The following is a 24,048-nucleotide window of genomic DNA, read 5'->3' as shown; positions in this document are numbered from 1 at the left end:
TTTTAGCCCGTTTTTTTTCATTGCCTGCTTGTTTTGTCCGGTTTTCTCCCGGCAAGTCCATTTTTCTTGAGCATGCATATTATTTGGGCAATTTTTTACTCATTTTCCCCCCGCCAGTCCCAAGATTTCATCAACATCCAGCGTTGCGGGGAGACAGGCCGCCCGCCTGTTTTCCTCCCTGATCAGCTCGTACACTTCCTTCCGGTGCACGGCCACGTTCCGGGGAGCGCTGACGGCAATCCTGACCTGGTCACCCCTGATTTCCACCACGGTGACCTCTATTTCATCGCCTATCACCAGGCTCTGTCCCGTTTTTCTCGTCAAGGCAAGCACCGGCATCTCCTCGCTTTCCTTCCGCCCGGCCTTTTGTCACCAGGGGATACCTTAATCTGCCGCCGTCCTGGTCGCTCAAGATGACCTGGCGCGCCTTCCTTTTGGAAGTATTGACGACCAGCGGGGCCGCCAGGTTGGCGGTGATTTCTTCTCCACCCCGCTTCACGGTGAGGATGGCGTAAACGCCGGCCTCCTCCGGCGACGTTATCTCCAGCGCTGCCAGCTCGTTTTCCGGTATGTCCACTTCCAGGCCGGCCACCAGTTTGAACGGGTCGGCCACGATAAAGGTCAGTTCGGGCATTTCCAGCGACTGCAAGAAGGAAACGGCCCCGTCCTCCCGGTGCTGGATGGGCACGAACCGTTTTTGGCCCGGGAACCCCGGCAGCCCCCAGGGAAAATCGATGATGTTTTCTTCCGGCACCTCGATAGCGCCAAAACGCATGGTCTGAACAAGCAAGGCGGTATTCCTCCATCCTTTTAGAACTAGCTCAGAAAATCGACCAGAGTGGGCATGATCACCCGCGCTCCCACGGCCAAAGACGCCTGGTAGACGCTCTCCTGATTCTTGAGGTCCACAACGGCCAGGGCCATGTCCAGACCGTCTACCTCCGTCTGCAGGGTCATGAAGTTCAACTCCTGGTCCTGCAGGCGCTCCGTCGCCATTTCCAGGCGGTTGAGCCTGGCCCCGGCCTGGGCCCGGCAGGAAAGCACCTGGTCGATGTTTTCCTGCAGGTTTTCCAGGTCGCTGCCGCTTAAGCTGGTTAGGTCGCTGCCCACCATATGGTCATATATGGACTGCAGGGTTCCCAGCAGGTCCTTCTCCAGGAAAACCTCCTGGGCCGTTATGTTCACCGGCAGCGTCACGCCGGCGCCGATTTCGTAATATATTTTTTGCGTATTTGAGTTCCACGCGCCGCCGTCGTACGGCTTTTGCTGGGTATTGGTCCCCCCGAACAGGTACCTGTCGCCCTGGGTGGCGTTGGCAATCGTCTCCACCTCTCCGATGATCTGCTGCACTTCGTCGGCGATGGCGCTGCGGTCTTCCCGGCTCAGCGTGCCGTTGGCCGCGTAAACCGTCAGTTCATGAGCGCGGTTCAATATCTCCGTCAGGTGGTTGAGGGTGTCGTCGGTGCTTTCCAGCCAGCTGACGGCATCCTGGACATTCGACTGGTACTGCTTGCACTCCCTAAGCCTGGAGGCCAGCCGCAGGCTCTCCACCGTCCCCGCGGGGTCGTCGGAAGGCTTCCTGATCATCCTCTGCGAGGTCAGCCGGTCCTGCATTTCCGCCAGGCTGCGCAGGTTGTTGGAGAGGTTGCGCTTCAGGTTGCTGTACATGACGTTGTTGGTCAGTCTCATCTGTCAATACCCTACCTTCCCACCAGGCCGAGCCTGTTGACAATGGTGTCAAGCATCTCGTCCATGGCGTTGATTATCCGGGCCGCCGCCTCATATGCGTGCTGGTACTTGATCATGTTCACCATCTCTTCGTCGAGGAACACGCCCGAGATGGCTTCCCGCTTGTTGCTCAGCTGGTTGATAAGCAGGTTCTGGTTGTCCAGCATCCGCTCGGCTTCCCCCGCCTCGATCCCCAGCGCGGCGACAGTCGACCGGTAGAAGTCGTCGAAAGTGGTGGTATATTCCCCTGGACCAGCCGGGTTCATGGTCAGCTTGCTCTTCAGCTGTGCAATCGCCAGGGCGTTGCTGCCGTCTCCCGATACGACCGGCGAGCTCTGGCTGGCGGCGACCTTGTTCGGGTCGTCGATCAGCTGCGGGTTGACCATGATGTTCGAAGCACTGAAAGGAATATTCTCGTCTTTTTTGACAAAGAAGTCAAGACCCGGCTCAGTGCCCGTGGTGTTGTTCAAACCTGAACCGGCGCTGTGCAGGGCGTTCACTTCTTCGGCAATCCTGGCGGCCAGCTGCGATAAATCGTTCTTGATCCTGACTATGGTCTTGTCCCTCATCTCGATGTACCCCTGCAGGGAGCCGCCGTTTACGCGCACGTCTCCCACCACATTGCCGCCGGCGGGGTCGACCCATTGCAGGGTGGCCCGGGTCGGGTCAGCCGGGTCATCGGTGAATTTCATGACGGCGTAGTAATTGTTGGCTACCAGGGTCCCTCCCCCCGCGGTTATGTCCAGAGCGCCGAACCTGTCCTCAACCACCTGGACGGAGATAATCTTGGAAAGCTGCTCCACCAGCAGGCCGCGCCTGTCGCGCAGGTCGTTGGCCTTGAAGCCGCCCAGCTCGGCCTTGATGATCTGGTCGTTCAAAGCGCTGACCTGCTTGGCAATCGAATTGATCTCGCTTACGCGGGATTCTATCCCCTTGTTGATGTCGGCCTGCAGCTCGCTCAGGGTGCTGTCGAGCTGGTTGAAGAGGTCGGCCAGGTCGACCCCGCTCTGGATCACCACGTTCCTGTCGGCCGCGCTCGCGGCATTGGTGGAGAGCTGCTGCCACGCCGCCCAGTATTCGTCCATGACGGAACGCAGGCCGCTGTCGGAAGGTTCGTTGATGATCCCTTCCAGCTTGGCGAGGATGTCCGAGCGCACTTCCCACTCGCCCAGGTACTTGCTCTCGGTCCTGATCTGGACGTCGAGGAACTCGTCCCTGAGCCGGCGGATTTCCGTTATATCCACCCCCGCGCCGACATATCCCTTTTCCGTCAAAAAGGCGGGCGAGGCCTCCATGATCACGTCCTGCCGGGTGTACCCGGGCGTATTGGCGTTGGCGATGTTGTGGCTGGTGACATCCAGGGCCTTCTGCTGGGCCTGCAAAGCCTTTAACCCTATATTCAAGCCGTAAAAGGTGGAACGCATCCCTTTTTCACCCCTCTTTTACCCGTGTCCGGCACCAAAGGTCATATTTTCTTGTCCAAAAGCCGGTTCAAAGCCTCTATTTTTATTTCTTTTTCAGCGGTATAGGTCGTCTCGGTCTCCCCGGCCATGGTCTCTAAAGAAAAGCGGATAAAGCGGAGAGACTGCTGGGTCAGGTTCATGTTCTCCCGGTTGACTTTCTCCATCCGGTCAAGGATTTCCGCCAGGGAGGCGCGAAGACGCTCCAACTCCCGCCTTGCCTCTTCGGGCGCTGCTTTCAGCAGTTCTTGGAGCGTGGAGTTCTCCTCAAGGCCGCAGCGGGCGACGATTTCCGCCGCGCACCTGCACCTTTCCTCTTCCAGGCGGCCGTTCCGAAAAATCAGCGCCTCTTCCTTCCTGGTCAGCTTGTCGAGTTCTTCAACCGAACCTTTAACCAGCTCACCTTGTTTTTGCCTGCCCAGGCTGAGCAGTTCCTCGTAAATGCTCTTTTGTTCTTCAAGAATTTGAACCAGGTTGCCAAAATCGTTATCCAACCAGGCCGCCCCCCTTAAGAGCTATTTTTTGGGCCAGTTCTCCGCCCAGATTCTATCGGCAAGGTCCTCGCTACTGACCTGATAGGTGCCGTCCCTGACCGCCGCTTTAAGTTCCTCAACTTTTTGGGCGTCCACTTCCGGCCTTTCCTGGATCGCCTTGAGGGCAACGCTCAACAGTCGGGCTTCCTGTGATATGCTGACCCCGTCTTCCCTGGCCGGCCGGTCGGCGCTGCCGGTTTTGCCCGGTTTGTTCTGCTGGTTGTATGCCTTTTGAATCCCAAGAATGTGCTGGCTGCTGATACGCAAACCGCTCACCCCTCACACCTGATTTTTGAATAAGCATATGGGTGCTCTTTTTATTTAATCGGATAATCGATGATAATAATTTAGGACCAAAAACGCGAAAAAAACCGCTTCTTTTTGGAAAAGCGGCCTTTTTCTCTCGTTTGCTGTCCCACATGACTAATCGCGCTTCTCGAAAAGTTCCGCCGTGTGCATGCGGGGCCCCTTTTTCATCTCTTCCCTGGCCTTTTTGTTTTCTTCCATGATGCTCTTTTTCAACCCTGAAGACAGTTTATCGCTGCACGTTTTACAAAGACGCCCGGCCGGTATGGCAATCCCGCATACTTCGCAGGCCAGCGGTCCGGATACCCTATCGGCTCCAGCTTCAATTCGTCCTTCCTTGATAAAGCGAAAGATCTTCTTTTCACTGATGCCCGTCTGTTCGCTGACAGTAGAAACATGAGCACCCGGATTCCTGGCGATAAACGCGCGGACAACCCTGAAATCCTCGTCGTCCTTTTTCTGGCATTCCGGGCAGAGGTTTGTCCTGATAAAGGTGAATACCCTGCCGCATTCCGGGCAGTTCCGCACTTCCATATTCTCACCTCTTCACTATCTAACCTTACGTTCATTATTTTATTTCTCTTTTTTTGTCCCACTTCCTGCTTTGACCTGCAAATAATTGCCGGCACCCGCGGCCCAGGTCAGGCCGTATATTCCCTCCGCCCCGGATGCCGACAGGGCGGCGGCTGCGGCCAGCATGGTCGCGCCGGTCGTCAGGACGTCATCGACCAGCAGGACCCTGCGGCCCACAATTTTCCGGGCATTGTTGACGGTAAAAGCCCCCCGTATGTTGGCTCTCCTTTCTTTTCGTCCAAGGCCGGTCTGAGTTTTTTCATGGCGCACCCTCACCAGCAGGTCATCTTCGCAGGCCAGGCCTAGTTCGCCCGCCACCACTCCGGCCAGCAGAAGGCTCTGGTTGTAGCCCCGTTCCTCTTCGCGCAGCGGGTAAAGGGGTATTGGCGCCACCACCTGCGCCGCCGCGGCCAGGCCGGATTCTTTTGCCTTTCCGGCCATGAGATGGCCCAGGGGAACGGCCAGCTCTTTCCGGCCGCCGTATTTAAGGTTATTGATCAGTTCCTTGTATATGCCGTCATACGGCGCCACGCTCACAGACCTCTGCAGGCTTTCCTCGTCCCAGTCGCCGCAGTTGGGACACGGCCGCCTAGACCCAGCAAAAAAGCCACAGCGCGGGCAGGCCCGCAGCAGGCTGCCCAGGTTCATCACCCGGCCGGCGCAATCCGGGCAGACCCCCCTGAAGGCGCGTCCCCCCAGCTCCTTCAGGCAAAACACGCACAGTTCCACCTCGGGAAAAACCATGTCGAGCAACGAATCGAGCCAGTCCCTGAGCAGCGACAATCCCCCCTTTGTTCTTTGCCGGCTGAAGCCAAAGGCCAGGCCGGCGTAAGGTTTATACAACCATTACAGGACTAATACAGTGGCAGGATATAAATTACAACTCCATAGCCTGCGATTCAAAGATTTTGGCCCAGGATTTATCAATAAGTCTTGAAAAGTTTTGGAAAAATACTTGAACAGCACTTTCTTTATTAAATTCCCAATTGGCGCAACAAAGAAAGGTTTTACCAATAAACAACAAAAGGCGCGCGGTGAGATGTTTTTTTCTGGCAATTAAATGCCATAATAAGGGAGCATTTATTACAAATTTCGCATTCAAGTTAACGGAGCTTGAACAGCCAACAAAATCTACAGAAATTGACGCTAAAGTTAAATATAGGCTATTTATGGCATATTTAAACATTATTATACATTTAATGTTTGTATTTGAATTAATCATAAGATATAATAAATATAATGTATATTTGGCAAATAATTATTCAAACGATTATTTTTGCCATTTTTGCCGACAATAAGCGGAAATCTCTCAATTAATCATTAATATTAAATATATTTTGCATAATAAACGCTATTAATTCGGGGTGATAATATTGTTTGTATTCATTTCAAAATAATTTCACTATTAACTTATTTACATCAAAATGGGGAAACTTCTTAATCATATAAACTTCCCCAACACTCAACCGTTTGATATCATCCGGATGAACAATAAAGCTCTTTTCCTGTTTCACCGTTCCCATCCCAGTTGCACCTGTTTGGTTGACCTGCTGTGTTATCATGTAATCATCTTTGGTCCCTATCAATGAAGCCAGTAGTTCGGCGGACGCCGGCACATCCTGCCGGTGTATTATTTTTATATTTGTATTGCCCAGGACCTGCTCCATGAGGTCGTTGCCTCCGCCAAAACGCAGGTCGGCCAACTCCTGGGTCGAAAGGATAATATGAAAGCCTGCCGCCCTGGATTTGTTGACCAAATCGATCACTTGCAGTCCAGCGAATACGCCAAACTCATCGAAGATGCAATAAATGTTTTGTTTCCGGCTTAGCAGCCTGGCTGCCGCCGTTTTCAAATCAATGACAATAAGTCTCCCCAAAAGCCGGGAATACTCAGCAAACATCAAGCTGTTCAGGCTGAATAAAACCATGGCCTTTTCTTGCATGACTTTCAACAAATCTATGGTATTTGCGTCTCCCGTGTCGGTAAAAAGCCATCCTATTTCGCTTTCAGCAAATACGGCCAGCCTGTTTAACAATCCGAATATTGTATTCCCTGCCTCATCAACAGTATCAAACACCTTTATTCCGACTTCTTCAGGCAGCTTTGCGGCAAGCGTCTCCAGCCTTTTCGGTGCTATTTCCTCGGCTATACTGACCAAGTCCACCGTTATACCGGCCGCCATAAGCACCTTGACTGCCGTCTGCAAATACCTTTCCGCCTGCATCTTGTAGTGGGGTTCTGTCCATTCAGTCAGGCTTATAAGCTTATCTTTAAGTTCCGTATAATTGCCATGCCGCAAAGGGTTATAATGCTTGCTGACGGCAATTTCGGTCATGCTGAAAAAATATAATTTTCTCCCGTGTTTTTCGGCCAAGTGCCTGACCTTACCAACGAAGTCATCGTCTCCCTTGCCGTCCACAATAACTGCCGGCAGTCCCCTCTGCGCCGCGCTTTCGATAAAATTCAGCAGCGTAGTTGTTTTCCCGGCGCCGGTAGCCCCCAGCAAAAGGCAGTGGCCGTTAAGCTCCTCATCTGTTATGATAACCTTTTTGCCATTATTATCAACACCTATCAAAGTACCGTTGGCCGGATGCTTTTCTCCCGATATTTTGCCGAGGAGTTTTACATTAAACTCCTTCTTATTTCCCCGAGTACCATATAATCCTTTTCGCTGCTTGACCCATTCCGGCCTTGCATAATCATAAAACTGATAAAGCAAGTAAGCCGCAGCTCCCGCCGGTAACCCTGCACCAAACAATAAACCCCAGTCTATCCCTGCCGGCGCTTTTTGATAATAAAGAGCCTTATATATCTCCCAGATTGCCGTAAAATATTTGACAACAAAATTGTCAATTTCCCGGGAGGCTAAGTATAAAACATCTGCAAGACCAGTAATAATATAAACACCGTACACATATATCCTTTGCTTATAAAACAGTTTTGCCAATAAAAAAAGGCCCCGGCAAAAATAGCACCCGGTAAAAAAGCAAGTAATAATATTACCGCTGCAAAAATCATTATTAACCTGTCCATTTCATTATACATATTCCGCTCCCACCTTTTATCAATATTCTACTTCCAATTTGCATAAAATATGTCAAATTATAATAATAATTCTAATTATAATCATTTTTAAGATAGTATAAATAAACTTTTATACCATTTTCTGCTTAATTCGACATTATTTTCTTTTTTCTTGTGATAATATTAACTTAGTACAACCCAAAATACATGTGAGAAAGTATCATTTTAAAAGAATCATTACATTTAGGGTTTTACCTCATAGAAGGGAGGGGATTCCATTGGGCTTGTCATTCCACTAATTCCACTATAAATGTTAATTTGCAATAGAAGGAGTTTGAAAGAGCTATGATGAAAAAATTGTTAACTCTAACACTTTGTTTAATAATGATATTTTCATTAACAACACCAGTTTTTGCACAAGATCATTCAGTTACTATAATTGAATCTAAGATTTATAGTACTGAACAAGGTGTGCGCGAAGAAGGGTCCTACTCGTATAAAGGAAAAATTTATACTTATGTATTGGACAGAGGCAAAGATGGCTCCTTTAAAAACGTAGTATTAGAAAAAGAAAGCAATACCACGGAAGTTTATACATATGATAAAAAGAACAGGAAACTATATCTAAACGGCACCACCCTTGTCAGTGAAACAAAAGTCACAAAAACAAAAATAGATAAGCCAAAGAATAACAGCATTACTATAATGGGATACAGCAGCGCCAGCCACTTTATTGAGAACGGTGATACTTTCTTTTATATGATAACTATAGCCGCCGTAGCCTCAGCATTAGCCGCAGATATCCCTTCCCCTTATAGCAAGGCATTAGCTATCGCTTCTGTTTATGTAGCTGGTTACGCTGGAATTAATACTACCTGGTGGACGAAAGATTACTGGAGGTATTATGACTATACCTCGGGCGGTTACTATTATCCCTACATGGATGATATTACTTGCTATGCTTACTGGGATAGTCAACGTACTAATTGTTATGACACTGAATACTGGCAAGAATATGCTCCACTGCCTTAAATTAAGGGGGCTAACTGTTTGTGGTTAGCCCCCTTAATTTTAAAACCTTTTCCTAATAACAACAACATTTGTGGGCTCAATATAATATAATAAATAGTAAAAAGAATGTAAGGAGTTCTTATTAATATGGACAGCAAAATGTACATAATTAACATAACCAATAAGATAAATAAAATCGGTAACTACTTAATAAAACTTATAGCTGTAATTCTTCTTATTACTGTGTTTTTTACAACATCAAGAGAAATAATATTCCCTATTCTTAAATTACTCTTATCAGTAATAGCAATTAGTAGTTTTTCGCTCTCTATTCAGGAATTTTATAAAAACGAATTTTGGAAGGCTTCAGTTCAAGTTCTTTTAACAATTATTGCGGTTTATGTAGTGCTCTATTATTTCTAGTAGGCCGTTTATTTTTCCCGAGTTTGTCAACAAAGGGGTTTGAAAGCTCAGCCCCTTTGTTAAACAATGAACCTAATTTTAATAAGCGGGGGAAATTATCTTTGGGAAATATTAAGCTTTCATTAATTCTAATTCTATTACTCCTAATGGGTTGTACAAATCAAGTGTCTGGCGAAAATACAAACGGCCGGGAAAATAATTCTAAAAGCGAGCAATTAGTTGCAAAAGTTGGTCAACAAGAAATCACATCTGCTGAATTAGAGCAACGAATGAGAATTAAGAAAGAAGCATATGAGAAATTAAACAAACCCCAATCAGATTTATTCTATAAAACGGTTTCCCTTGGCATGTTGGTTGAACATGCACTACTAAAACAAGAAGCAAAAGCAAAGGGAATTAATGTTACTGCGGAAGAGGCGGCTATGTATTTAAAAGAGCAGTTGGAGCAAATGAGGAAACTACAGGATAATGACCCGATTAAGGTAAACTACTTTAATGCAATCAAAACCAATGGTTATAATAGCCCGGAGGAGTATATTAATTCCCCAGAAATAATTTCTATCCACCAAGATATTTTAACACGAAGCAAGTTAAAGAGTTTAATTACCAAAAACGGAAACTGGGATGCATATATTGAAGGACTTATTAATAATAAAAATAACTATGAGATATTTATAAATATTGATATACGAAATTACCGAGAATTGGAGAGAGTTGCCGTAATTGAGCGTAGATAAATTCAATTCATTTTTTGTTTGGCAACCGAAAAATGCGCAGCCGTTGATGCTCATCCGGATTAATTCCCAAAGCATTAATAAGAGCATCCTGGCATACCATTGAATAATTAATGTTAGCTTGGTCGGCCAACTTACAAAGCCATGCCGGCAGCGTAATCTGCTTTCGGACCAGCTTTTGTGCCATCTCAATCCTGTACAGCGGCATAAATACCTCCACCAGTGCCAGGGTCTGGCCCTTTTCAATTTTTACATCTTCGATCCGTGTAGGTTCTGGTATATCCAGTTTTTCTTGCTCCATCCCATACAAATGGAGGGCCAGCACTTCTTTTGCATTTTTCAATGCTTCTTCGGGGCTCCATCCTGCCGAAATACAAGTAGGAAATTTGAGGCAACTATTACCATGGACATCCGGATGACCTGGGAATATACAGAAGAGGGGATTTTACTGCGGAATATTGGAGAACACAACCAGACCTTGAAAAACCCCTAATGTTTATTGTGGCGTGTTATTAAGCTAACGCAATATACAACTGGTTTTCCACCACCTGTTGATCTAAGCCGTACGGATGCTTTACATGCAGATGCTGTCGCCACTCACTTTCATGGCAGGAAGTGGACAGCGACAGCAAAGCAGAAAAGAAGGCAAGCGAAAAATAATCCCCGCCTGGCTAATATGGCGGGGATTATTTTTCGCTTGCGGCCTATTAAATCTGGGCCAGTTGTTCGTAGAGAAAATCGTTCAAGACCTTGATGTAAGTCCCTTTCATGCCGAGGGAGCGCGCATCGATGACCCCGGCGCTTTCCAGTTTCCTGAGGGCGTTCACGATGACGGAACGGGTCAGCTTGTACTCCTCCGCCAGCTTGCTGGCAACCAGGAAGCCCTCGCTGCCTTCTATCTCGCTGAAAATGTACTTGACGGCCTCCAATTCCGAATAGGAAAGCACCTCCAGGGCCAGCTGCACCACGGTCTTTTTCCTGGCTTCAGTTTCCAGGCGCTCGCTGGCGTTCCTCAGAATCTGCATGCCCGCTACGCTGGCGCCGTACTCGGCCAGGATTGTTTCGGCCGGAGAATAGGGCTGGCCTTCCCGGGCATAGACGACAGTACCCATCCTCTCGCCGCTGCCGAATACAGGGGCCAGGATGCAATAAAAGCCGGTATCCTTGGGAACCAGGTTGACTTCGGTGTGGGTAAAACCAAACAGCCACTGCTGGCTGCTTTCGCTGAACTGGCCGTCCTTCAGCTCATCGGGGTGAAAAAGGCCCCCCCTGACGGAAGTGGTCTCTCCTTTGCCCAGCACTTTCCCGTTTTTTCCCACGATATACACGCTGGATTCGATCATGCGGGAGAGTTCCCCGGCGATAGCGTTGAAATCCAAGGCCTGTCCTGCCGACTTCTGGAGCAACTGGTGCAGTATCCTGGTCTTTTCTAACAACAACTGCATTTCCACTGGCTAATTCCTCCTTACTGGAATTTAATTAGTTGTTGTTAGTAGTATTGCCATCATTTAGTATAGTATACGTAAATTGTAAATTTTTGTAGCACATTTTAGACCCTGAGCACTTCGAGCACGTCATTCCTTTGCAGCCCGAACTCCTCGATTGTCCCCTGCGGCAGCTCCAGGACCTGGAAGCCGCCCCTTGCGCGGGGGCTTATCTTCCAGGGCGGCAAACCGGCAGCAAGTTCGACAATCTTCCCTTTCCTGTCCAGGAAGACCAGATCGACAGGGAAAGACATAAACCAGGTGTGCACCTGCCGGCAGGGCACCAACAGCAGCCCCTCTCCCGGGAACAGCTTCCTTTTTCCCCAAAGCCCGGTCAGGCGCCGGAAAAAAGTATCGGCCACGCGAATATTCCAGCCGAGAACTTCTCCCCCCTTCATTATGACTGTTTTGTTGATAATTTATTCCCCCCTTGTGCACGCCGGGTACCGGCACGGCTGTCTTGCCAGTCATCCCGCGCCTTTTGCTTCTAAAACCTGTTCGCCAGGAAACTGAAAATCTTGAGGGCGGCAGGACCAAGCAAAACGATGAAGATGCTGGGAAAGATGAAGAAAACCAGGGGAAACAGCATCTTGACAGGCGCCTTCATGGCCTTTTCTTCCACGCGCTGCCGCCTCTTCGCTCGTATCTGTTCGGACTGGGCCCGTAAAATCCTGGTAATGGGAACTCCCAGCTGGTCAGCCTGGATCATGGCGCCCACGAAAGCCTGCAGGTCCTCGACTCCGGTCCTGCTGCTCATGTCTTTCAGCGCCTCACGCCTCGACCTGCCCATCCGCAGTTCCTGCAGCGTTATCCGGAACTCGCCCGCCAGGACCCCTTTGAATTTATCGACCACCTGCATAAGAGCAGCGTCGAATCCCAGGCCGGCTTCGACGCTCACGGTCAGGAGGTCCATGGCGTCGGGGAGTTCTTTTTGGATTATCGCTTTCCTCTTTCTCACCCTGGAATTAAGGTAGGCCCTGCCGGCCAGGCTGGCGCATACCCCCGCCGATACCGTAAAGAAGACCTGGCCGCCTGGCCCTTTTCGGGCCAGCCAGGCAAAAAGCCAGGCTCCCAGCATCAAAATAAGGGCGAACATGTACTGGAGGGCCATGAATTCATGGGCTTTCAGGCCGCCCGGGTTCCCCGCCTGCTGGAGGACCTGCTGCAGTTTGCGCCTGTTCCTGGAAGGAGTCAGGCGCGCCAGGGCAAGGGAAAGCTGCGCTATGACCGGCCGCACCACCCGTTCCGAAAACGGCCTGTTCAGGATATCTTCTTCCTCGCGCCTTTTTTGCCGCAGGCTTTTTGTGTACTTTTCCAAGCGCCGGGCGAGCAGTTCCCTGTCCCTCAACATACCCCGGAACATGGCCAGGCCGATGGTAAAAGCGAATAAAAATGTGGAAAAGACAATAAGAGCCATCGTTTTCTCCCCACAAAACCGGATAATTCGTCTTCCGTCTAGTAGTCGATGCTGACGATCTTTTTGATCAGCAACACCCCTGCCGCTTCGGCAAAAACGCCGCCGGCCAGCATGAGATGACCGGCCCGCGTTTTAAACAGGGGCAGCAGGTAGCCGGGGTTGATCAGGAGCAAAAGGATAATCAAGGCGGGAGGAAGCAGCCCGATTATTATCCCGGAAATCCTGCCCTGGGCCGTCAGGGTGCGGATCTCGCCCTGGATGCGGATGCGCTCGCGGATGGTGCAGGATATGTTGTCCAGTATTTCGGCCAGGTTCCCTCCAACCTGCCGCTGGATCAATACGGCTGTCACCAGCAGGTCAAGGTCGGCGCTGGCTACCCTTTTTACCATCTTCTGCAGGGCTTCTTCCACCGATGTCCCCAGGCTTATTTCCCGGCAGGTGCGGGCGAACTCCCCGGCCACCGGTTCGGGCATTTCGCGGCTCACCACCTCCATTGACTGGACAAAACTGAACCCGGCCCTGAGCGCGTTGGACATAATGGAAAGTGAATCGCTCATCTGCTGGTTGAATTTTTTTTGCCTCTTCCGCCTGGCTGAACCGATGAACAAAAGAGGCGCCAGCACCCCTGCAAGGTAAACGAGCAGGACGAAGACCAGGTTTGATGTGACCAGGCGGGCGGCGGAAACCGGGACCAGGGCACAGAACGCCCAGGCGGCCAGGAATTCTTCCCCGCGCAGGGGAAGGCCAGCCGCGGCAAGCTGCTCCTCGATTTTTTTGGTCATCCCTTTCCGGAAAAGGAACCGCCCGGCGCGGCCCAAAACGGCGCCCAGGCCCGTCCCCTGCTCTTTTCCCGCCGGTTCTTCCTGCCTTTTCCTCCAACTGAGGTCAGTCATTTTTTCCAGCCGTTCCTGCAGCCTGCGCCTTTCCCTGGTCGCCAACAAGTAGAGGCCGAAAATCCCGGAAGTCACGGAAACAAAGCCGCAGGCGCTCATCACGATAAACCGGATTTCCATCCAAACCCTCTCCTCAAATGAACAGGTCATCGGGAAGGACCACTCCCGCCAGCAGGAGCTTGTCCGCGCACCTGGGCCTTACGCCGGTAGCCCTGAAGCGTCCTTTTAAGCGGCCGCGGTCGTCAGAACCCTCGCTCTCGAATCGGTAGATGTCCTGCAGGGTAATCACTTCACCCTCCATCCCCAGGACTTCGGTAATGCTCGTTATTTTTCGGCTGCCGTCGCGGAGCCGGGCCTGGTGGACGATCAAGTCTATGGCCGAAGCCATCTGTTCCCTGATGGCGCGCACCGGCAGGTCCATCCCGGCCATGAGGACCATGGTCTCCAGCCGGGCCAGCATGTCCCGCGGCGAGTTGGCGTGTCCCGTGGTGAGCGAGCCGTTATGCCCCGTATTCATGGCCTGCAGCATATCCAGGGCCTCGCCCGAGCGGACTTCACCGATGACTATCCGGTCCGGCCTCATTCGCAAGGAATTGCGGACCAGATCGCGGATGGTGATCTCGCCCTTCCCCTCAATGTTGGGCGGCCGGCTCTCCATGGTGATGACGTGTTCCTGGCGTAGCTGCAGTTCGGCGGCGTCTTCAATCGTCACGATGCGTTCATTTCCGGGAATGAACGAGGAGAGGACGTTCAAGGTGCTGGTCTTACCGCTGCTCGTCCCGCCGGAAATGACGATGTTCAATCGACCCCTGACGCAGGCTTCCAGAAAGGCGGCCATTTGGGGAGTCAGGGTTCCGAAACGGATCAGGTCGTGTATCGTCAAGGGGTCGCGGGAAAACTTGCGGATGGTGATGACCGGCCCGATTAAAGACAGGGGCGGGATTACGGCATTGACGCGGGAACCGTCGGGCAGGCGGGCGTCCACCATGGGCATCGATTCGTCGATTCGCCGGCCGAGGGGCGAGACTATTTTATCGATAATGCGCATAACGTGTTCGTTATCGCGAAAGCAGGCATTCACTTTTTCCAGCCGGCCTTTTCGCTCGACAAAAATCTGATGTGGACCGTTCACCATCACTTCCGAGATTTCGGGGTCCTTGATCAGCTGCTCGATTGGACCAAGGCCCAAAACTTCGTCCATTATTTCCGCTGTGACCCGCTGCCTTTCAACCCTGGTGAGATTGGATGCTTCCCGGTCCAGGATCGCGTTGACCATTTCTTCGATCCGGCAGCCCAGTTCTCCGGGCGCCATTACGGGCTTGTTCTTGTCCCGGTTTTCTTTTAACTCCCTGTCCATCGTTTCAATTACTTCCTGGTGGACCCTGAGCTTGAAATCCCGGAAGGGGTCCACCGCCTTAGCGTCGCCGTGACTGGTTCCGCCCGCCCCCGGGAAGGCGCGCGTTCCTTTTTCTTTTTCCAGCCGCTTTAAAAGAGACACAGCGCAGTCACCCCTCACTTGAACAGCCTGCCCAGGAAGCTTTCTTTCCTTTTTTCTTTCAGGTCTTCCTGGTACCCCCGGTCGTTGATGATCAGTTCTGATACGGAGCGCATGGCCTGGCTTATCTTTGCTCCCGGGGCCGAAAGAACAAAGGGAATACCCCTGTTCAGGGCCGAGACGCAAAGCCTGCCGTCGCTGGGTATCTGGGCGGCTATCAGGAAGTCGAGTATTTCTTCGGCCGTTTTTATTTTTATGCCGACATCGTCCGAGGCCCTGTTGAGAAGCAGTTTGGTCTTGCCGAGATGGTGCAGGGACTGCATCAGCTCCAGGCTGAGCTTGACGTTCTTGATCGTGGCCAGGTCAAGGGCAAGGACGAGAAAAATTTGGGTGGAAAGGTCCAGGGCGCTCAAATTCGTATCGTTGAACACGGGGGGCGTATCGATGATCACATAGTCGTAACTGGTTTTTAAAACGGCAATGACCCTCTCCACCTGGGCAACGGTCACCAGTTCGGCATGTTCCGGCCGGCCCGGCGCGGGAAGAACCCTGACCCCCGAGAGGTGGGGGATCATGTACGATTCGACCAGGTCAAGATCAAACTCGCTGCCTTCCTGGGCCAGCTCGGCGATCGTGCGTCCGGGCAGGAGGTTCAGAAAAACGGAAATGTCGCCGAACTGCAGGTCCAGGTCCACAACGGCCACTTTTTTCTTGGCCTGGGCCAGCAGCACGGCCGTGTTTACGGCGATGGTCGTTTTCCCCACGCCGCCCTTGGTGCCGAAAACTGTTATCACCTGGGGCTTTTCTTTCCCCGCGGTTTTGTCCTCGCCGGGAGCGGCCCGCCTGCTTTCCAGCAAGTAAACCCTTTTTATGGCGCTTATCAATTCTTCCCCCTGGAAAGGTTTCACCAGGTAATCACGGGCCCCCGCGGCCATGGCCTTGCGAAGGTATTCGGCCTCATCCTGCACGCTCAGGAAGATGACGGAACAACCCTGTTGATTCTGCATGATTTTCTCCGCGGCCGCAAGGCCATTCAGCCTGGGCATATTCACATCCATCAGCACCACGTCGGGATCCAGAGCCGCCGCCTTTTGCACGGCCTCCACCCCGTCGCGGGCTTCGCCGACCACGGCCAGGTCCCTGTCAAAAGAAAGAAGGCGGCGGATGTTGTCCCTGGTTTCAGCTATGTCATCAACCACCAGAACGCGTATGGCTTCCATTCCGGTTACCTCCCGGTCATGAAGAATGTTCTTTACTTTAACGGGTAAGAAAATGTTCCGCCCTGTAGGGAGCAGTATCCACCAGGCTGCTGTCGACAGGCGAGCGAAGCATCAGGCGGATGCTTCCTCTCTGGCTGGCCAGGACCAGGGGTTGGGACTGCTCAACGGTAACAGCCAGGGTTACGGTCTTGTATTCGAGCGGGGTTTGACCTTCGCTTTTGTCTTCCAGCGTCTTGCCCACCGCCAGCACCTGCAGGTCCTGCAGAATAACCAGGGTGTAGGGAATTTCTTTTTGTTCCCTTTCTCCGGGAATGCTCACGGTGGCGGCCACGTCAACGCGGTCGCCCGGCCTGATCAGGCCCGAAATGCCGCTCACATCGTCTACAGCCACCGTAACCGCGCGCTTGCCGGCCGGTATGAGGTAAGACAGCCCGTGCTTGGCCTCGCTGGGACCCGCGAGCCTTTTTTTGAGAACCTGCTCGCCCGCTGCCACAGGCGCCACCGTAATACGCCCGATAACCTCCTCCTTCTTGCGGGCGGCCAGTGGGTGGATGTACTCCGCGGCAACCTTTTTCACCTGGAGCATCTCGCCGGTGACCAGCGTTTGGGCCGGGATGTCCGCCGCCGCCATCACCACCTCGCCGTACTGGACATTGTTCATGGACCTCTCAACTTTGGTCAGGTAATCATAGATCAGGTATGCCGTAAGAAGTCCAAACAGGATGGAAAGCGCGATTACATGCTTGTTTTTCAAATCACTTCACCCTCCGGCTCATGCCGGCAGCTGCCGGCAATTGCAGGTCCTTTTTTTATTCCACTCTCATTACCATATCGGATTGAACCGTTACGGTTTGCCCAGTTATTATCGAAATAAAGGGCGCGTACACCGTAACGGGATAAGCCACATGAACGCGAATGGGCGTTCCTGTTTCCCTCCCGGCCTCGTCTGGAGTTATCTCTATATCCAGCAGATCCGCATCCAAAGATGCTGCCGCTTCTTCCACGCGCAGGATGATCTCGCTGTCGGAAGCGCCCATCGAACCAAGCCTTGCTCCCTCGCGGGCGCTGTGGGCCACAATAAGGCTGGCGCCAAATATGCGGCCAAACTCCACAATCCCGAATAAAAGAAGCAACAGCACCGGGATGACCAGGGCGAATTCGACTGCCGCCTGGCCCCTGCCGCACTTAAGAAATCTTTTCAGCATCTTAGGCCACCATCAAAGCCGCCAGGGCCCCCGCTGCTATGGCCAGGCCGTAAGGAAAACTGTCGGCGTTTTCTTCTTCCAAACTGGCAAAATTCCAGACCGTGAACCTTGAAAAGAATGCCGTTTTCAAACCCTGCCCGGTTTTCTTCAGTCCCCTGGCCAGCTGGCCGCGGCAGGCCAGCACCAGCAAAGACATGACTCCGCCTAAAAGGGCGGCCAAAAGGAAACTGGCAAAAACAAACTGCGCTCCTTTGAGGGCGCCTACCAGCCCGAGGAGCTTAACGTCCCCGGCTCCCATGCCTCCCAACAGGTAAGGCGGGAACAGGAGCGCCATCCCCAGGGCCAGGCCTTTCAAGGAAAAAAAGAGCCCCCCCATGCCTCCAGACAGGCAGTGCAAAACAAGTGCTCCCAGGAGCGGGGGAAACAGAAGGGCATTGTAGATTTTTTGAAACCTGAGGTCCGTATAGCAGGAGATCAGGAGCACAACAAGCAGCGTCACGTCTATCACCGGCATAAGAAACACTCCTTTCCCCGGCATTTTGAATTTAAGAGAAACACGTTTAAGGACCAGGAAGGCCCTACCTAAGAGAACTTAAGCAGGGCCCGTTTACCCTTCCTTATTCATCCCGGTTAGCTGGAACCGCCGGAAGTGGCGTTCGTCAGGTCGTCATTGATGTCCCCGAAAATGCTGGTTAGTCCACCGCCGAGGGCCGTGAGAGCGCCTACGACAGCCAGGGCCACCAGGGCGATAATAAGGCCGTACTCGGCGAGCCCCTGTCCTCTTTCATCGCGAAGAAAACTTCTGATCCGGCTCAACATCGGATACCCATCTCCTTTCTTGACATTATTCCACCGCTGGACAAGTCTTTGTTGTGATTACCATTTTACACGCCGCACCAGAATTGACCATCCGGCCGTGAACTTATTTTTTCCAGAAATGTTTCCTAAATTTTCACTAAATACTGGTCCTATGAATTAGGACCCGGCACCTATCCCTCGCTTTCTGCGGCCTGTTCTCCACCACCGTCCCTCAACCATTTTTCTACCAGCCCGCAAGGCCTGTTTTGTCCCTTTACCCCGCGCAAGTCGAGGATTTTCACGAGAGGCTCGCGCTTGCCGATAAATTCCTGGATTTCCGCCCCAAACATCATTTCCCAGGCAATAATCGACAAATCCTGCGCCAGTTTTCGCGCAATCACGGCTGTTTCGCCGCCGGGGGCCTCGATAAACAAAACAAGGCGTTTAGGAACGCCGCGCCTCCTCATCCAGGCGGTCGTATGCCTCACCACGCCTTCAATATACACGTTTTCATCTTTCCCCAGGATCATGCACAGCGGCGGAAAATCCCGCCGCCGCATTTCCTCCCGGGCGCGGTACACCCCGTAAACCAGTATGATCAGATTAAGCAAGACAAGCTGCAACACGCCCACTCCGGTTTCCCCCACAGTAGCTGGTAATGTAGTATATGCGCGGGGCAGGCGTTTTTTTCCTACTGGAGTTCCACCATCCGGTTTTTGATGGCAAAAAGGACGGCCTGGGTCCTGTCTTCAACCTGCAGCTTTCTGAAAATGTTGGTAATGTGGTTTTTCACTGTTTTCTCGCTAATGGTGAGCAGCTTGGCTATTTCCTTGTTGCTCCTGCCCTGGGCGATAAGTTTGAGAACATCCATTTCCCTGTCGGTGAGGGTCTCCCATTCCTCTTTCACGCGGCGGGAACGGCTTAGGCGGTTCAACTCGCCGAACACCTTGCTGGTGATGCCGGGGTCGATCACGGACTGCCCTGCCGCCACCGTTTTGATCGTTTCCAGCAGTTTGGCCGGCGCGATGTCCTTGAGGACATAACCGGAAACACCGGCCCTGACCAGTTCCAGGATGTACTCTTCCTCCTCATGAATGGTCAGGGCGATGATACCCACCGAAGCGAACTCCCGTTTAATCACTCTGGTGGCCTCTATGCCGTTGGTGCCGGGCATGTTGATGTCCATCAGGATCACATCCGGCTTTTGCTTGCGCGTTACATTGATTGCGCCCTGCCCGTCGCCGGCTTCATCGACCACTTCGATCTCGTCGCTCATCTCCAGTATTTTGCGCAGCCCTTCCCTGACCAGGGGATGATCATCGACAATAACAACCCTGATTTTCTCTTCCGCCATGTTTTTCTCTCTCCTTGGTTAGTCTAACGGGAGAATGGCCAGTATTTCAGTTCCCGTACCGGGGATCGACTTTATGGACAGCTGTCCCCCCAGGATATCCAGCCTTTCCTTCATTCCCAGCAGGCCGTAGCTGTCGGCCCTGGGCGACTCCAGGTAGCCCTCGGCCTGAAAGCCGATTCCATCGTCCTTAATGGAGACAATAACGCTTTGCGGCTCCATTTCTAATTTTACCACTATCTTCGAAGAGTGGGCATGTTTTATTGAATTCTGAACTGCCTCCTGCACAACCCGGTAAACAGCCACTTCAATGGTTGAACTGAGCCGCTTCTGCTGGCCGCTGAATTTGGTTTCTATGTTTATCTGGTGTCTTTCCTTCAATGTCTCCAGGTAACGGCCCAGTGCCGGCAAAAGGCCGAGGTCGTCCAGGGTCATCGGCCGCAGGTCGAAAATGATGCGGCGAACGTCCTGCAGGCTTCCCTTTACCGTCTCCCGCAGTTCCCGCAGCTCCTTCCTGGCCGCGGCCAGGTCCGTTTCCATCAGTTTCTCGCACACCTCCGTCCGCAGCACTACGTTGGCCATGGACTGGGCCGGCCCGTCATGGATTTCACGGGCCACCCTTTTTCGCTCCTCTTCCTGGGCCTGAATGATCCGGGGAGCCAGGAGCCTTCTCTGGTTAACTACCTCCAGTTCGTTATTAATCACCTTCAGGTTTCCTCCAAGGTAGTCAAGGACCACGCCGACCTGGGTCATCAGTCCCTCGGCCTTTTCAAGCGTGCTGACGAGTTTTCGCAGGCTCCTTTCCAGTTCATTGCGCCGCAGTTTGAGCTGGCTTTCCCGTTCCCGCAGCAAGGCAAGCTCCACCTGGAGGTTGCGAGCCCTTTCGTAAGCCTCCCTGACCTCCTCTTCCGAGTACCTGTCAAAATGGCGGCTGACCTCCATCAGGCGGATACGGGCCGCCTTTTCAACCCGCTCCAGGTTATCCACCTGGTCGATAGTCAGCATGATCTGGCCCTGGATTTCCTGCAGTTCTTTTTTTACCCTCTCGCTTTCGCTGCGCGTGTTCTCGGCGATGTCGTAGATCTGGCTTTTGCCCTTTTCAATCGCCTGCAGCGTTTCGGAGATGATCTTTTCCAGGCTAAGTTTTCCCATACCTATCCCGCCACAATTTTAATTTCGTCGTCATATTGTTTTATATTACTAATTCTTTTCCCGCCGCATAACTCCTGCCACCGCGGAAAGAATATTCAAAGAGGTGAGGTCGATGCGGGAAACGAACTGCTGCATCCGCTGCGGTCAGCCGCTTGATTTGATTGAGGAGGCCTGGGCGGAAGACAAGAGCGTGTTTATAAGCAATAAAGGCGAGTACTGCCCTCGCTGTTACCACGACCTGGTGGAGATGCGGCGAACCATATCGTAATATGATTCGCGCGAGGAGGCCTGTTTTTGTCCGTCGCACAAAAAAATCCAGGATGTTATTCCTGGATTTCTCGTTAATTGTTCCTGCTTAAACGGTTTTCATATTCTTAAGACATATGCCGGCAGGCAGCCCCCTACAGGGGATAGACCTTGGCCCCCGTGCTGGCTTCGTTCTCGCGGGCCAGGTTGTAGTCCACATTGGTTTTCGCGGCGTAACGCTCTTCCAAGAACTGCCTGGCGACCTGCGGGAAAAGCGCGTACGAGAGGACGTCCTCTTCCTTCTGCAAGTAGATGCCGATCTCGCGCCCGGCCTGTTCCAGCTGCGGTTCTATGTAGTCGGCTGGGCGGCCGGTGATGGGTTCTTCGTCCTTGATGATAAGTTTTCTCACTTCTTCGTTGACCGGCGCGGGCGTCGCCCCGTACAAGCCTTTCACATACGCGCGCACCTCGTTCGTCACCATCTTGTAACGCCCCAGCAGCACGTTCATGACGGCCTGGGTCCCCACTATCTGGCTGGTCGGGGTGACAAGCGGCGGGTAGCCCAGGTCCTCGCGCACCCGCGGCACTTCGGCCAGCACCTCGGGCAGCTTGTTGATGGCGTTTTGCTGCTGCAGCTGGGTGATGAAGTTGGACAGCATCCCGCCCGGTATCTGGTAGAGGAGGACATTGGTATCCACCCCGGCCTTGTACACGTCGAATTCCTTGTATTCCTTGCGCACGTCCTTGAAGTAATCGGCTATCTCGCTCAGCGCTTCCAGGTTCAGGCCCGTGTCGTACGGCGTGCCGGCCAGCGTCGCCACCATCGTTTCGGTCGGCGGCTGCGAGGTGCCCAGGGCCATGGTGGAAATGGCCGTGTCGATGACATCGGCGCCGCTCTCGATGGCCTTGAGGTACATCATGGAAGCCATCCCGCTCGTGTAGTGGGTATGCACCTGCACGGGGATTTCAGGGAACTCCTTCTTTAGTTCGGCAACGAGTTCAGCCGCCGGGTAAGGTTTCAGGATGCCGGCCATGTCCTTGATGCAAAAAGAGTCCGCCCCCATATCCACCAGGCTGCGGGCCATTTTCATGAAATAACCGAGGTCGTGGACCGGGCTTATCGTGTAGCACATGGTGGCCTGCACGCTGGCTCCCTCTTTTTTGGCCACTTCCATGGCTTTTTGCAAATTCCGGACATCGTTCATCGCGTCAAAAATCCTGAAAATGTCGATCCCGTGGGCGAAAGCCTTTTTGACAAATTCTTCGACCACGTCGTCGGCATAGTGCTTGTAGCCGACAAGGTTTTGGCCGCGCAGCAGCATCTGGATTTTTGTTTTTTTAAGGGCCTTCCTGATCTTATCCAGGCGTTCCCAGGGGTCTTCGTTTAGAAAGCGCATGCAGCTGTCAAAGGTGGCGCCGCCCCATACCTCCATGGAATGAAAGCCGACTTCGTCCATTTTAGCGGCAATGGGCAGCATGTGTTCAGTCTTCATCCGGGTAGCCAGCAGGGACTGGTGGGCATCGCGCCAGGTGGTGTCGGTGATGCCTATTTTCCTTCTTTGTTGGGCCATGGTCTAACCTCCATTACTCCTCACCGTTGGTTATAAATAATAAAATTATACTTTATCTGCGCCGTCTCTTTCAAGCACAATCCAACAATTATTCTCCCTGTATTATGTATTCTTCGCCTCTTCTTCCGGCTTGTTTTGTATTATGTATACATTATACACGTAGTCTCTCCTGTATTCAAGCATACATGTATGTAAATCACATGTTTTCAATAACAGCCCGGGCGAATTCCGAGGTGGTCAGTTCCCTGGTCTCTTTCATCTGCCTGGCCAGGTCGTAGGTGACCTTCCTTTCCTGGATCGTCTTTTCCAGGGCCTGCTCGATCCTGGCGGCAGCCTCTTTCCAGCCGATGTGCTCCAGCATCATGACCGCCGAAAGGATCAGCGAGCTGGGGTTCGCCTTGTCCTGGTTGGCGTACTTGGGAGCGGTGCCGTGGGTGGCTTCAAACAGGGCCACGGAATCGGAAATGTTCCCGCCCGGGGCCATGCCCAAGCCTCCGACCAGCGCCGCCGCGGCGTCGGAGATATAATCCCCGTTCAAATTTGGGCAAACCAGGATTTCGTATTCATTGCTCCGGGTGACGAGCTGCTGGAGCATGTTGTCGGCAATCCTGTCGTTGAGCAGTATCTTGCCTTCCGGGATCCGGCCACCGGCCGCCGCCAGCTCGTCCTCGGTGACGAAGACCCCGCCGAATTCCCGTTTGGCCAGTCCGTAGCACCAGTTCTTGAAGGAACCCTCGGTGTACTTCATGATGTTGCCTTTATGGACCACCGTCACCCGCCGGCGGTTGTTCTCCAGGGCGTACCGCATCGCCTTGCGCATGATCCGCTCAGAGGCGTATTGCCCCATGTATTTGATGCCGATGCCGGCATCGCCGGGAATGCCGCAGTTCATTTCCTCGTTGAGAAAACGGCGGACTTTGCCGGCCTCTGCGCTGTCTCTTTCCCATTCGATGCCCGCGTAGACGTCCTCGGTGTTCTCGCGGAAGATCACCACATCGACCCACTCCGGGTGCACGACCGGCGAGGGAACGCCTTTGATCCACCTGACCGGCCTGACGCAGGCGTACAGGTCCAGCTCCTGCCGCAGGGCCACGTTCAGGCTGCGAAAACCTTCCCCCACCGGAGTGGTGAGGGGACCCTTGATGGCCACGGCATATTCCCGGATGGTTTCCAGGGTTTCCGGCGGGAGCCAGTCTCCCGTCAGGCGGAAGGCTTTTTCGCCGGCCAGCGCTTCCTTCCAGGCGATGCTCTTTTGGCCGCCGTAAGCCTTGGCCACGGCGGCGTCCACCACCCGGCGGGTGGCCCGCCAGATGTCGGGGCCTGTGCCGTCGCCTTCGATATAGACGATCACCGGGCGGTCGGGGACATTCAGTTTACCGTTGTTTACCGTTATTTTCTCTCCCATTTGCTTCTCCTCCAGTCA

At 52.7% G+C, this 24,048-nt stretch carries 28 protein-coding genes; 3 read left to right on the top strand and 25 right to left on the bottom strand.

From position 1 onward, the window contains the following. Window positions 1-99: 99 nt before the first annotated feature. The 9 genes from csrA to NUV48_05555 form a co-directional block, all read right to left on the bottom strand. A complete protein-coding gene (gene csrA, locus NUV48_05595; GenBank protein MCR4441616.1) occupies window positions 100-333 on the bottom strand; it encodes a carbon storage regulator CsrA in 234 nt (77 codons plus the stop codon). Beyond that, window positions 284-790 carry a flagellar assembly protein FliW gene (locus NUV48_05590; GenBank protein ID MCR4441615.1) on the bottom strand — a complete coding sequence of 169 codons (507 nt, stop codon included), beginning with the start codon at window positions 788-790 and terminating at the stop codon, window positions 284-286. The genes csrA and NUV48_05590 overlap by 50 nt, the downstream gene beginning before the upstream one ends. 26 nt (window positions 791-816) lie before the next feature. After that, the gene (flgL, locus tag NUV48_05585) at window positions 817-1,689 is read right to left on the bottom strand and encodes a flagellar hook-associated protein FlgL (protein MCR4441614.1); all 873 of its coding nucleotides are present in this window, start codon (window positions 1,687-1,689) and stop codon (window positions 817-819) included. 11 nt (window positions 1,690-1,700) lie between these two features. After that, window positions 1,701-3,152 (bottom strand): flagellar hook-associated protein FlgK, encoded by a 1,452-nt coding sequence (flgK, locus tag NUV48_05580; protein ID MCR4441613.1) that lies wholly within the window; start codon window positions 3,150-3,152, stop codon window positions 1,701-1,703. Between the two features lie 41 nt (window positions 3,153-3,193). Next, window positions 3,194-3,682, bottom strand: coding sequence for a flagellar protein FlgN (locus NUV48_05575; GenBank protein ID MCR4441612.1), 489 nt, complete (start codon window positions 3,680-3,682; stop codon window positions 3,194-3,196). A 21-nt stretch (window positions 3,683-3,703) separates the two neighbouring features. Then, complete coding sequence (gene flgM, locus NUV48_05570; protein ID MCR4441611.1) at window positions 3,704-3,997, bottom strand: flagellar biosynthesis anti-sigma factor FlgM; 294 nt, start codon at window positions 3,995-3,997, stop codon at window positions 3,704-3,706. A 147-nt stretch (window positions 3,998-4,144) separates the two neighbouring features. Continuing rightward, entirely contained in the window at window positions 4,145-4,561 is a 417-nt protein-coding gene (locus tag NUV48_05565) for a flagellar protein (GenBank protein ID MCR4441610.1), read from the bottom strand. Window positions 4,562-4,600: 39 nt separating this feature from the next. Continuing rightward, entirely contained in the window at window positions 4,601-5,383 is a 783-nt protein-coding gene (locus tag NUV48_05560) for a ComF family protein (protein MCR4441609.1), read from the bottom strand. 605 nt (window positions 5,384-5,988) lie between these two features. Beyond that, the gene (locus tag NUV48_05555; GenBank protein ID MCR4441608.1) at window positions 5,989-7,548 is read right to left on the bottom strand and encodes a DUF853 family protein; all 1,560 of its coding nucleotides are present in this window, start codon (window positions 7,546-7,548) and stop codon (window positions 5,989-5,991) included. 422 nt (window positions 7,549-7,970) lie between these two features. Between NUV48_05555 and NUV48_05550 the strand changes: the two genes are divergently transcribed. After that, entirely contained in the window at window positions 7,971-8,657 is a 687-nt protein-coding gene (locus NUV48_05550) for a hypothetical protein (GenBank protein MCR4441607.1), read from the top strand. Window positions 8,658-9,160: 503 nt separating this feature from the next. Continuing rightward, window positions 9,161-9,796 carry a SurA N-terminal domain-containing protein gene (locus tag NUV48_05545; GenBank protein MCR4441606.1) on the top strand — a complete coding sequence of 212 codons (636 nt, stop codon included), beginning with the start codon at window positions 9,161-9,163 and terminating at the stop codon, window positions 9,794-9,796. A gap of 7 nt (window positions 9,797-9,803) precedes the next feature. On the opposite strand, the gene NUV48_05540 is transcribed toward NUV48_05545, so the two are convergent. From NUV48_05540 to NUV48_05475, 14 genes are all read right to left on the bottom strand, one after another. Continuing rightward, on the bottom strand, window positions 9,804-10,166 hold the full coding sequence (locus NUV48_05540; GenBank protein MCR4441605.1) for a type II toxin-antitoxin system HicB family antitoxin: 363 nt from the start codon (window positions 10,164-10,166) through the stop codon (window positions 9,804-9,806). Window positions 10,167-10,500: 334 nt separating this feature from the next. Continuing rightward, the gene (codY, locus tag NUV48_05535) at window positions 10,501-11,238 is read right to left on the bottom strand and encodes a GTP-sensing pleiotropic transcriptional regulator CodY (GenBank protein MCR4441604.1); all 738 of its coding nucleotides are present in this window, start codon (window positions 11,236-11,238) and stop codon (window positions 10,501-10,503) included. 104 nt (window positions 11,239-11,342) lie between these two features. Further along, a complete protein-coding gene (locus tag NUV48_05530; GenBank protein ID MCR4441603.1) occupies window positions 11,343-11,675 on the bottom strand; it encodes a DUF192 domain-containing protein in 333 nt (110 codons plus the stop codon). Between the two features lie 89 nt (window positions 11,676-11,764). After that, entirely contained in the window at window positions 11,765-12,694 is a 930-nt protein-coding gene (locus NUV48_05525) for a type II secretion system F family protein (protein MCR4441602.1), read from the bottom strand. Between the two features lie 38 nt (window positions 12,695-12,732). Then, the gene (locus tag NUV48_05520) at window positions 12,733-13,707 is read right to left on the bottom strand and encodes a type II secretion system F family protein (protein MCR4441601.1); all 975 of its coding nucleotides are present in this window, start codon (window positions 13,705-13,707) and stop codon (window positions 12,733-12,735) included. A gap of 13 nt (window positions 13,708-13,720) precedes the next feature. Then, window positions 13,721-15,067 (bottom strand): CpaF family protein, encoded by a 1,347-nt coding sequence (locus NUV48_05515; protein MCR4441600.1) that lies wholly within the window; start codon window positions 15,065-15,067, stop codon window positions 13,721-13,723. A gap of 32 nt (window positions 15,068-15,099) precedes the next feature. Beyond that, window positions 15,100-16,302, bottom strand: coding sequence for a response regulator (locus NUV48_05510; protein MCR4441599.1), 1,203 nt, complete (start codon window positions 16,300-16,302; stop codon window positions 15,100-15,102). A gap of 37 nt (window positions 16,303-16,339) precedes the next feature. After that, window positions 16,340-17,056, bottom strand: coding sequence for a Flp pilus assembly protein CpaB (gene cpaB / locus NUV48_05505; protein MCR4441598.1), 717 nt, complete (start codon window positions 17,054-17,056; stop codon window positions 16,340-16,342). 55 nt (window positions 17,057-17,111) lie between these two features. Continuing rightward, window positions 17,112-17,507, bottom strand: coding sequence for a pilus assembly protein (locus tag NUV48_05500; GenBank protein MCR4441597.1), 396 nt, complete (start codon window positions 17,505-17,507; stop codon window positions 17,112-17,114). A 1-nt stretch (window position 17,508) separates the two neighbouring features. Continuing rightward, window positions 17,509-18,021 (bottom strand): A24 family peptidase, encoded by a 513-nt coding sequence (locus NUV48_05495; GenBank protein ID MCR4441596.1) that lies wholly within the window; start codon window positions 18,019-18,021, stop codon window positions 17,509-17,511. Between the two features lie 116 nt (window positions 18,022-18,137). Beyond that, window positions 18,138-18,326 (bottom strand): Flp family type IVb pilin, encoded by a 189-nt coding sequence (locus tag NUV48_05490; protein ID MCR4441595.1) that lies wholly within the window; start codon window positions 18,324-18,326, stop codon window positions 18,138-18,140. A 170-nt stretch (window positions 18,327-18,496) separates the two neighbouring features. After that, window positions 18,497-18,937 (bottom strand): hypothetical protein, encoded by a 441-nt coding sequence (locus NUV48_05485; protein MCR4441594.1) that lies wholly within the window; start codon window positions 18,935-18,937, stop codon window positions 18,497-18,499. 59 nt (window positions 18,938-18,996) lie between these two features. After that, a complete protein-coding gene (locus tag NUV48_05480) occupies window positions 18,997-19,659 on the bottom strand; it encodes a response regulator transcription factor (protein MCR4441593.1) in 663 nt (220 codons plus the stop codon). An 18-nt stretch (window positions 19,660-19,677) separates the two neighbouring features. Beyond that, a complete protein-coding gene (locus NUV48_05475) occupies window positions 19,678-20,808 on the bottom strand; it encodes a histidine kinase (GenBank protein MCR4441592.1) in 1,131 nt (376 codons plus the stop codon). Window positions 20,809-20,920: 112 nt separating this feature from the next. Here NUV48_05475 and NUV48_05470 point away from each other — a divergent pair, with 112 nt between their 5' ends. Continuing rightward, on the top strand, window positions 20,921-21,076 hold the full coding sequence (locus tag NUV48_05470) for a hypothetical protein (protein ID MCR4441591.1): 156 nt from the start codon (window positions 20,921-20,923) through the stop codon (window positions 21,074-21,076). A gap of 133 nt (window positions 21,077-21,209) precedes the next feature. Here NUV48_05470 and NUV48_05465 read toward each other — a convergent pair whose 3' ends face one another. Continuing rightward, window positions 21,210-22,625, bottom strand: a complete 1,416-nt coding sequence (locus tag NUV48_05465; protein MCR4441590.1) for an oxaloacetate decarboxylase subunit alpha — start codon at window positions 22,623-22,625, stop codon at window positions 21,210-21,212. A gap of 196 nt (window positions 22,626-22,821) precedes the next feature. Beyond that, window positions 22,822-24,030: an isocitrate dehydrogenase (NADP(+)) gene (icd, locus tag NUV48_05460; protein MCR4441589.1), complete on the bottom strand. Its 1,209-nt coding sequence runs from the start codon at window positions 24,028-24,030 to the stop codon at window positions 22,822-22,824. Window positions 24,031-24,048 lie beyond the last annotated feature (18 nt).

The sequence above is a fragment of the Peptococcaceae bacterium genome (assembly GCA_024655825.1).
Taxonomy (GTDB): Bacteria; Bacillota; Peptococcia; order DRI-13; family PHAD01; genus JANLFJ01.
The sequence above is the reverse complement of the archived record's forward strand: the minus strand, read 5'-3'. Positions and strand labels throughout refer to the sequence as shown.

What these genes read in the sequence shown, in the direction of transcription:
- NUV48_05475 (MCR4441592.1), bottom strand. Translation starts at nt 20,808, where the DNA reads ATGGGAAAACTTAGCCTGGAAAAGATCATCTCCGAAACGCTGCAGGCG.
- flgL (MCR4441614.1), bottom strand. Translation starts at nt 1,689, where the DNA reads ATGAGACTGACCAACAACGTCATGTACAGCAACCTGAAGCGCAACCTC.
- NUV48_05480 (MCR4441593.1), bottom strand. Translation starts at nt 19,659, where the DNA reads ATGGCGGAAGAGAAAATCAGGGTTGTTATTGTCGATGATCATCCCCTG.
- NUV48_05525 (MCR4441602.1), bottom strand. Translation starts at nt 12,694, where the DNA reads ATGGCTCTTATTGTCTTTTCCACATTTTTATTCGCTTTTACCATCGGC.
- NUV48_05530 (MCR4441603.1), bottom strand. Translation starts at nt 11,675, where the DNA reads ATGAAGGGGGGAGAAGTTCTCGGCTGGAATATTCGCGTGGCCGATACT.
- NUV48_05465 (MCR4441590.1), bottom strand. Translation starts at nt 22,625, where the DNA reads ATGGCCCAACAAAGAAGGAAAATAGGCATCACCGACACCACCTGGCGC.
- NUV48_05490 (MCR4441595.1), bottom strand. Translation starts at nt 18,326, where the DNA reads ATGTTGAGCCGGATCAGAAGTTTTCTTCGCGATGAAAGAGGACAGGGG.
- codY (MCR4441604.1), bottom strand. Translation starts at nt 11,238, where the DNA reads ATGCAGTTGTTGTTAGAAAAGACCAGGATACTGCACCAGTTGCTCCAG.
- NUV48_05495 (MCR4441596.1), bottom strand. Translation starts at nt 18,021, where the DNA reads ATGCCGGTGATAGACGTGACGCTGCTTGTTGTGCTCCTGATCTCCTGC.
- NUV48_05500 (MCR4441597.1), bottom strand. Translation starts at nt 17,507, where the DNA reads ATGCTGAAAAGATTTCTTAAGTGCGGCAGGGGCCAGGCGGCAGTCGAA.
- NUV48_05565 (MCR4441610.1), bottom strand. Translation starts at nt 4,561, where the DNA reads ATGGAAGTGCGGAACTGCCCGGAATGCGGCAGGGTATTCACCTTTATC.
- NUV48_05510 (MCR4441599.1), bottom strand. Translation starts at nt 16,302, where the DNA reads ATGGAAGCCATACGCGTTCTGGTGGTTGATGACATAGCTGAAACCAGG.
- NUV48_05520 (MCR4441601.1), bottom strand. Translation starts at nt 13,707, where the DNA reads ATGGAAATCCGGTTTATCGTGATGAGCGCCTGCGGCTTTGTTTCCGTG.
- NUV48_05470 (MCR4441591.1), top strand. Translation starts at nt 20,921, where the DNA reads ATGCGGGAAACGAACTGCTGCATCCGCTGCGGTCAGCCGCTTGATTTG.
- flgK (MCR4441613.1), bottom strand. Translation starts at nt 3,152, where the DNA reads ATGCGTTCCACCTTTTACGGCTTGAATATAGGGTTAAAGGCTTTGCAG.
- icd (MCR4441589.1), bottom strand. Translation starts at nt 24,030, where the DNA reads ATGGGAGAGAAAATAACGGTAAACAACGGTAAACTGAATGTCCCCGAC.
- NUV48_05550 (MCR4441607.1), top strand. Translation starts at nt 7,971, where the DNA reads ATGATGAAAAAATTGTTAACTCTAACACTTTGTTTAATAATGATATTT.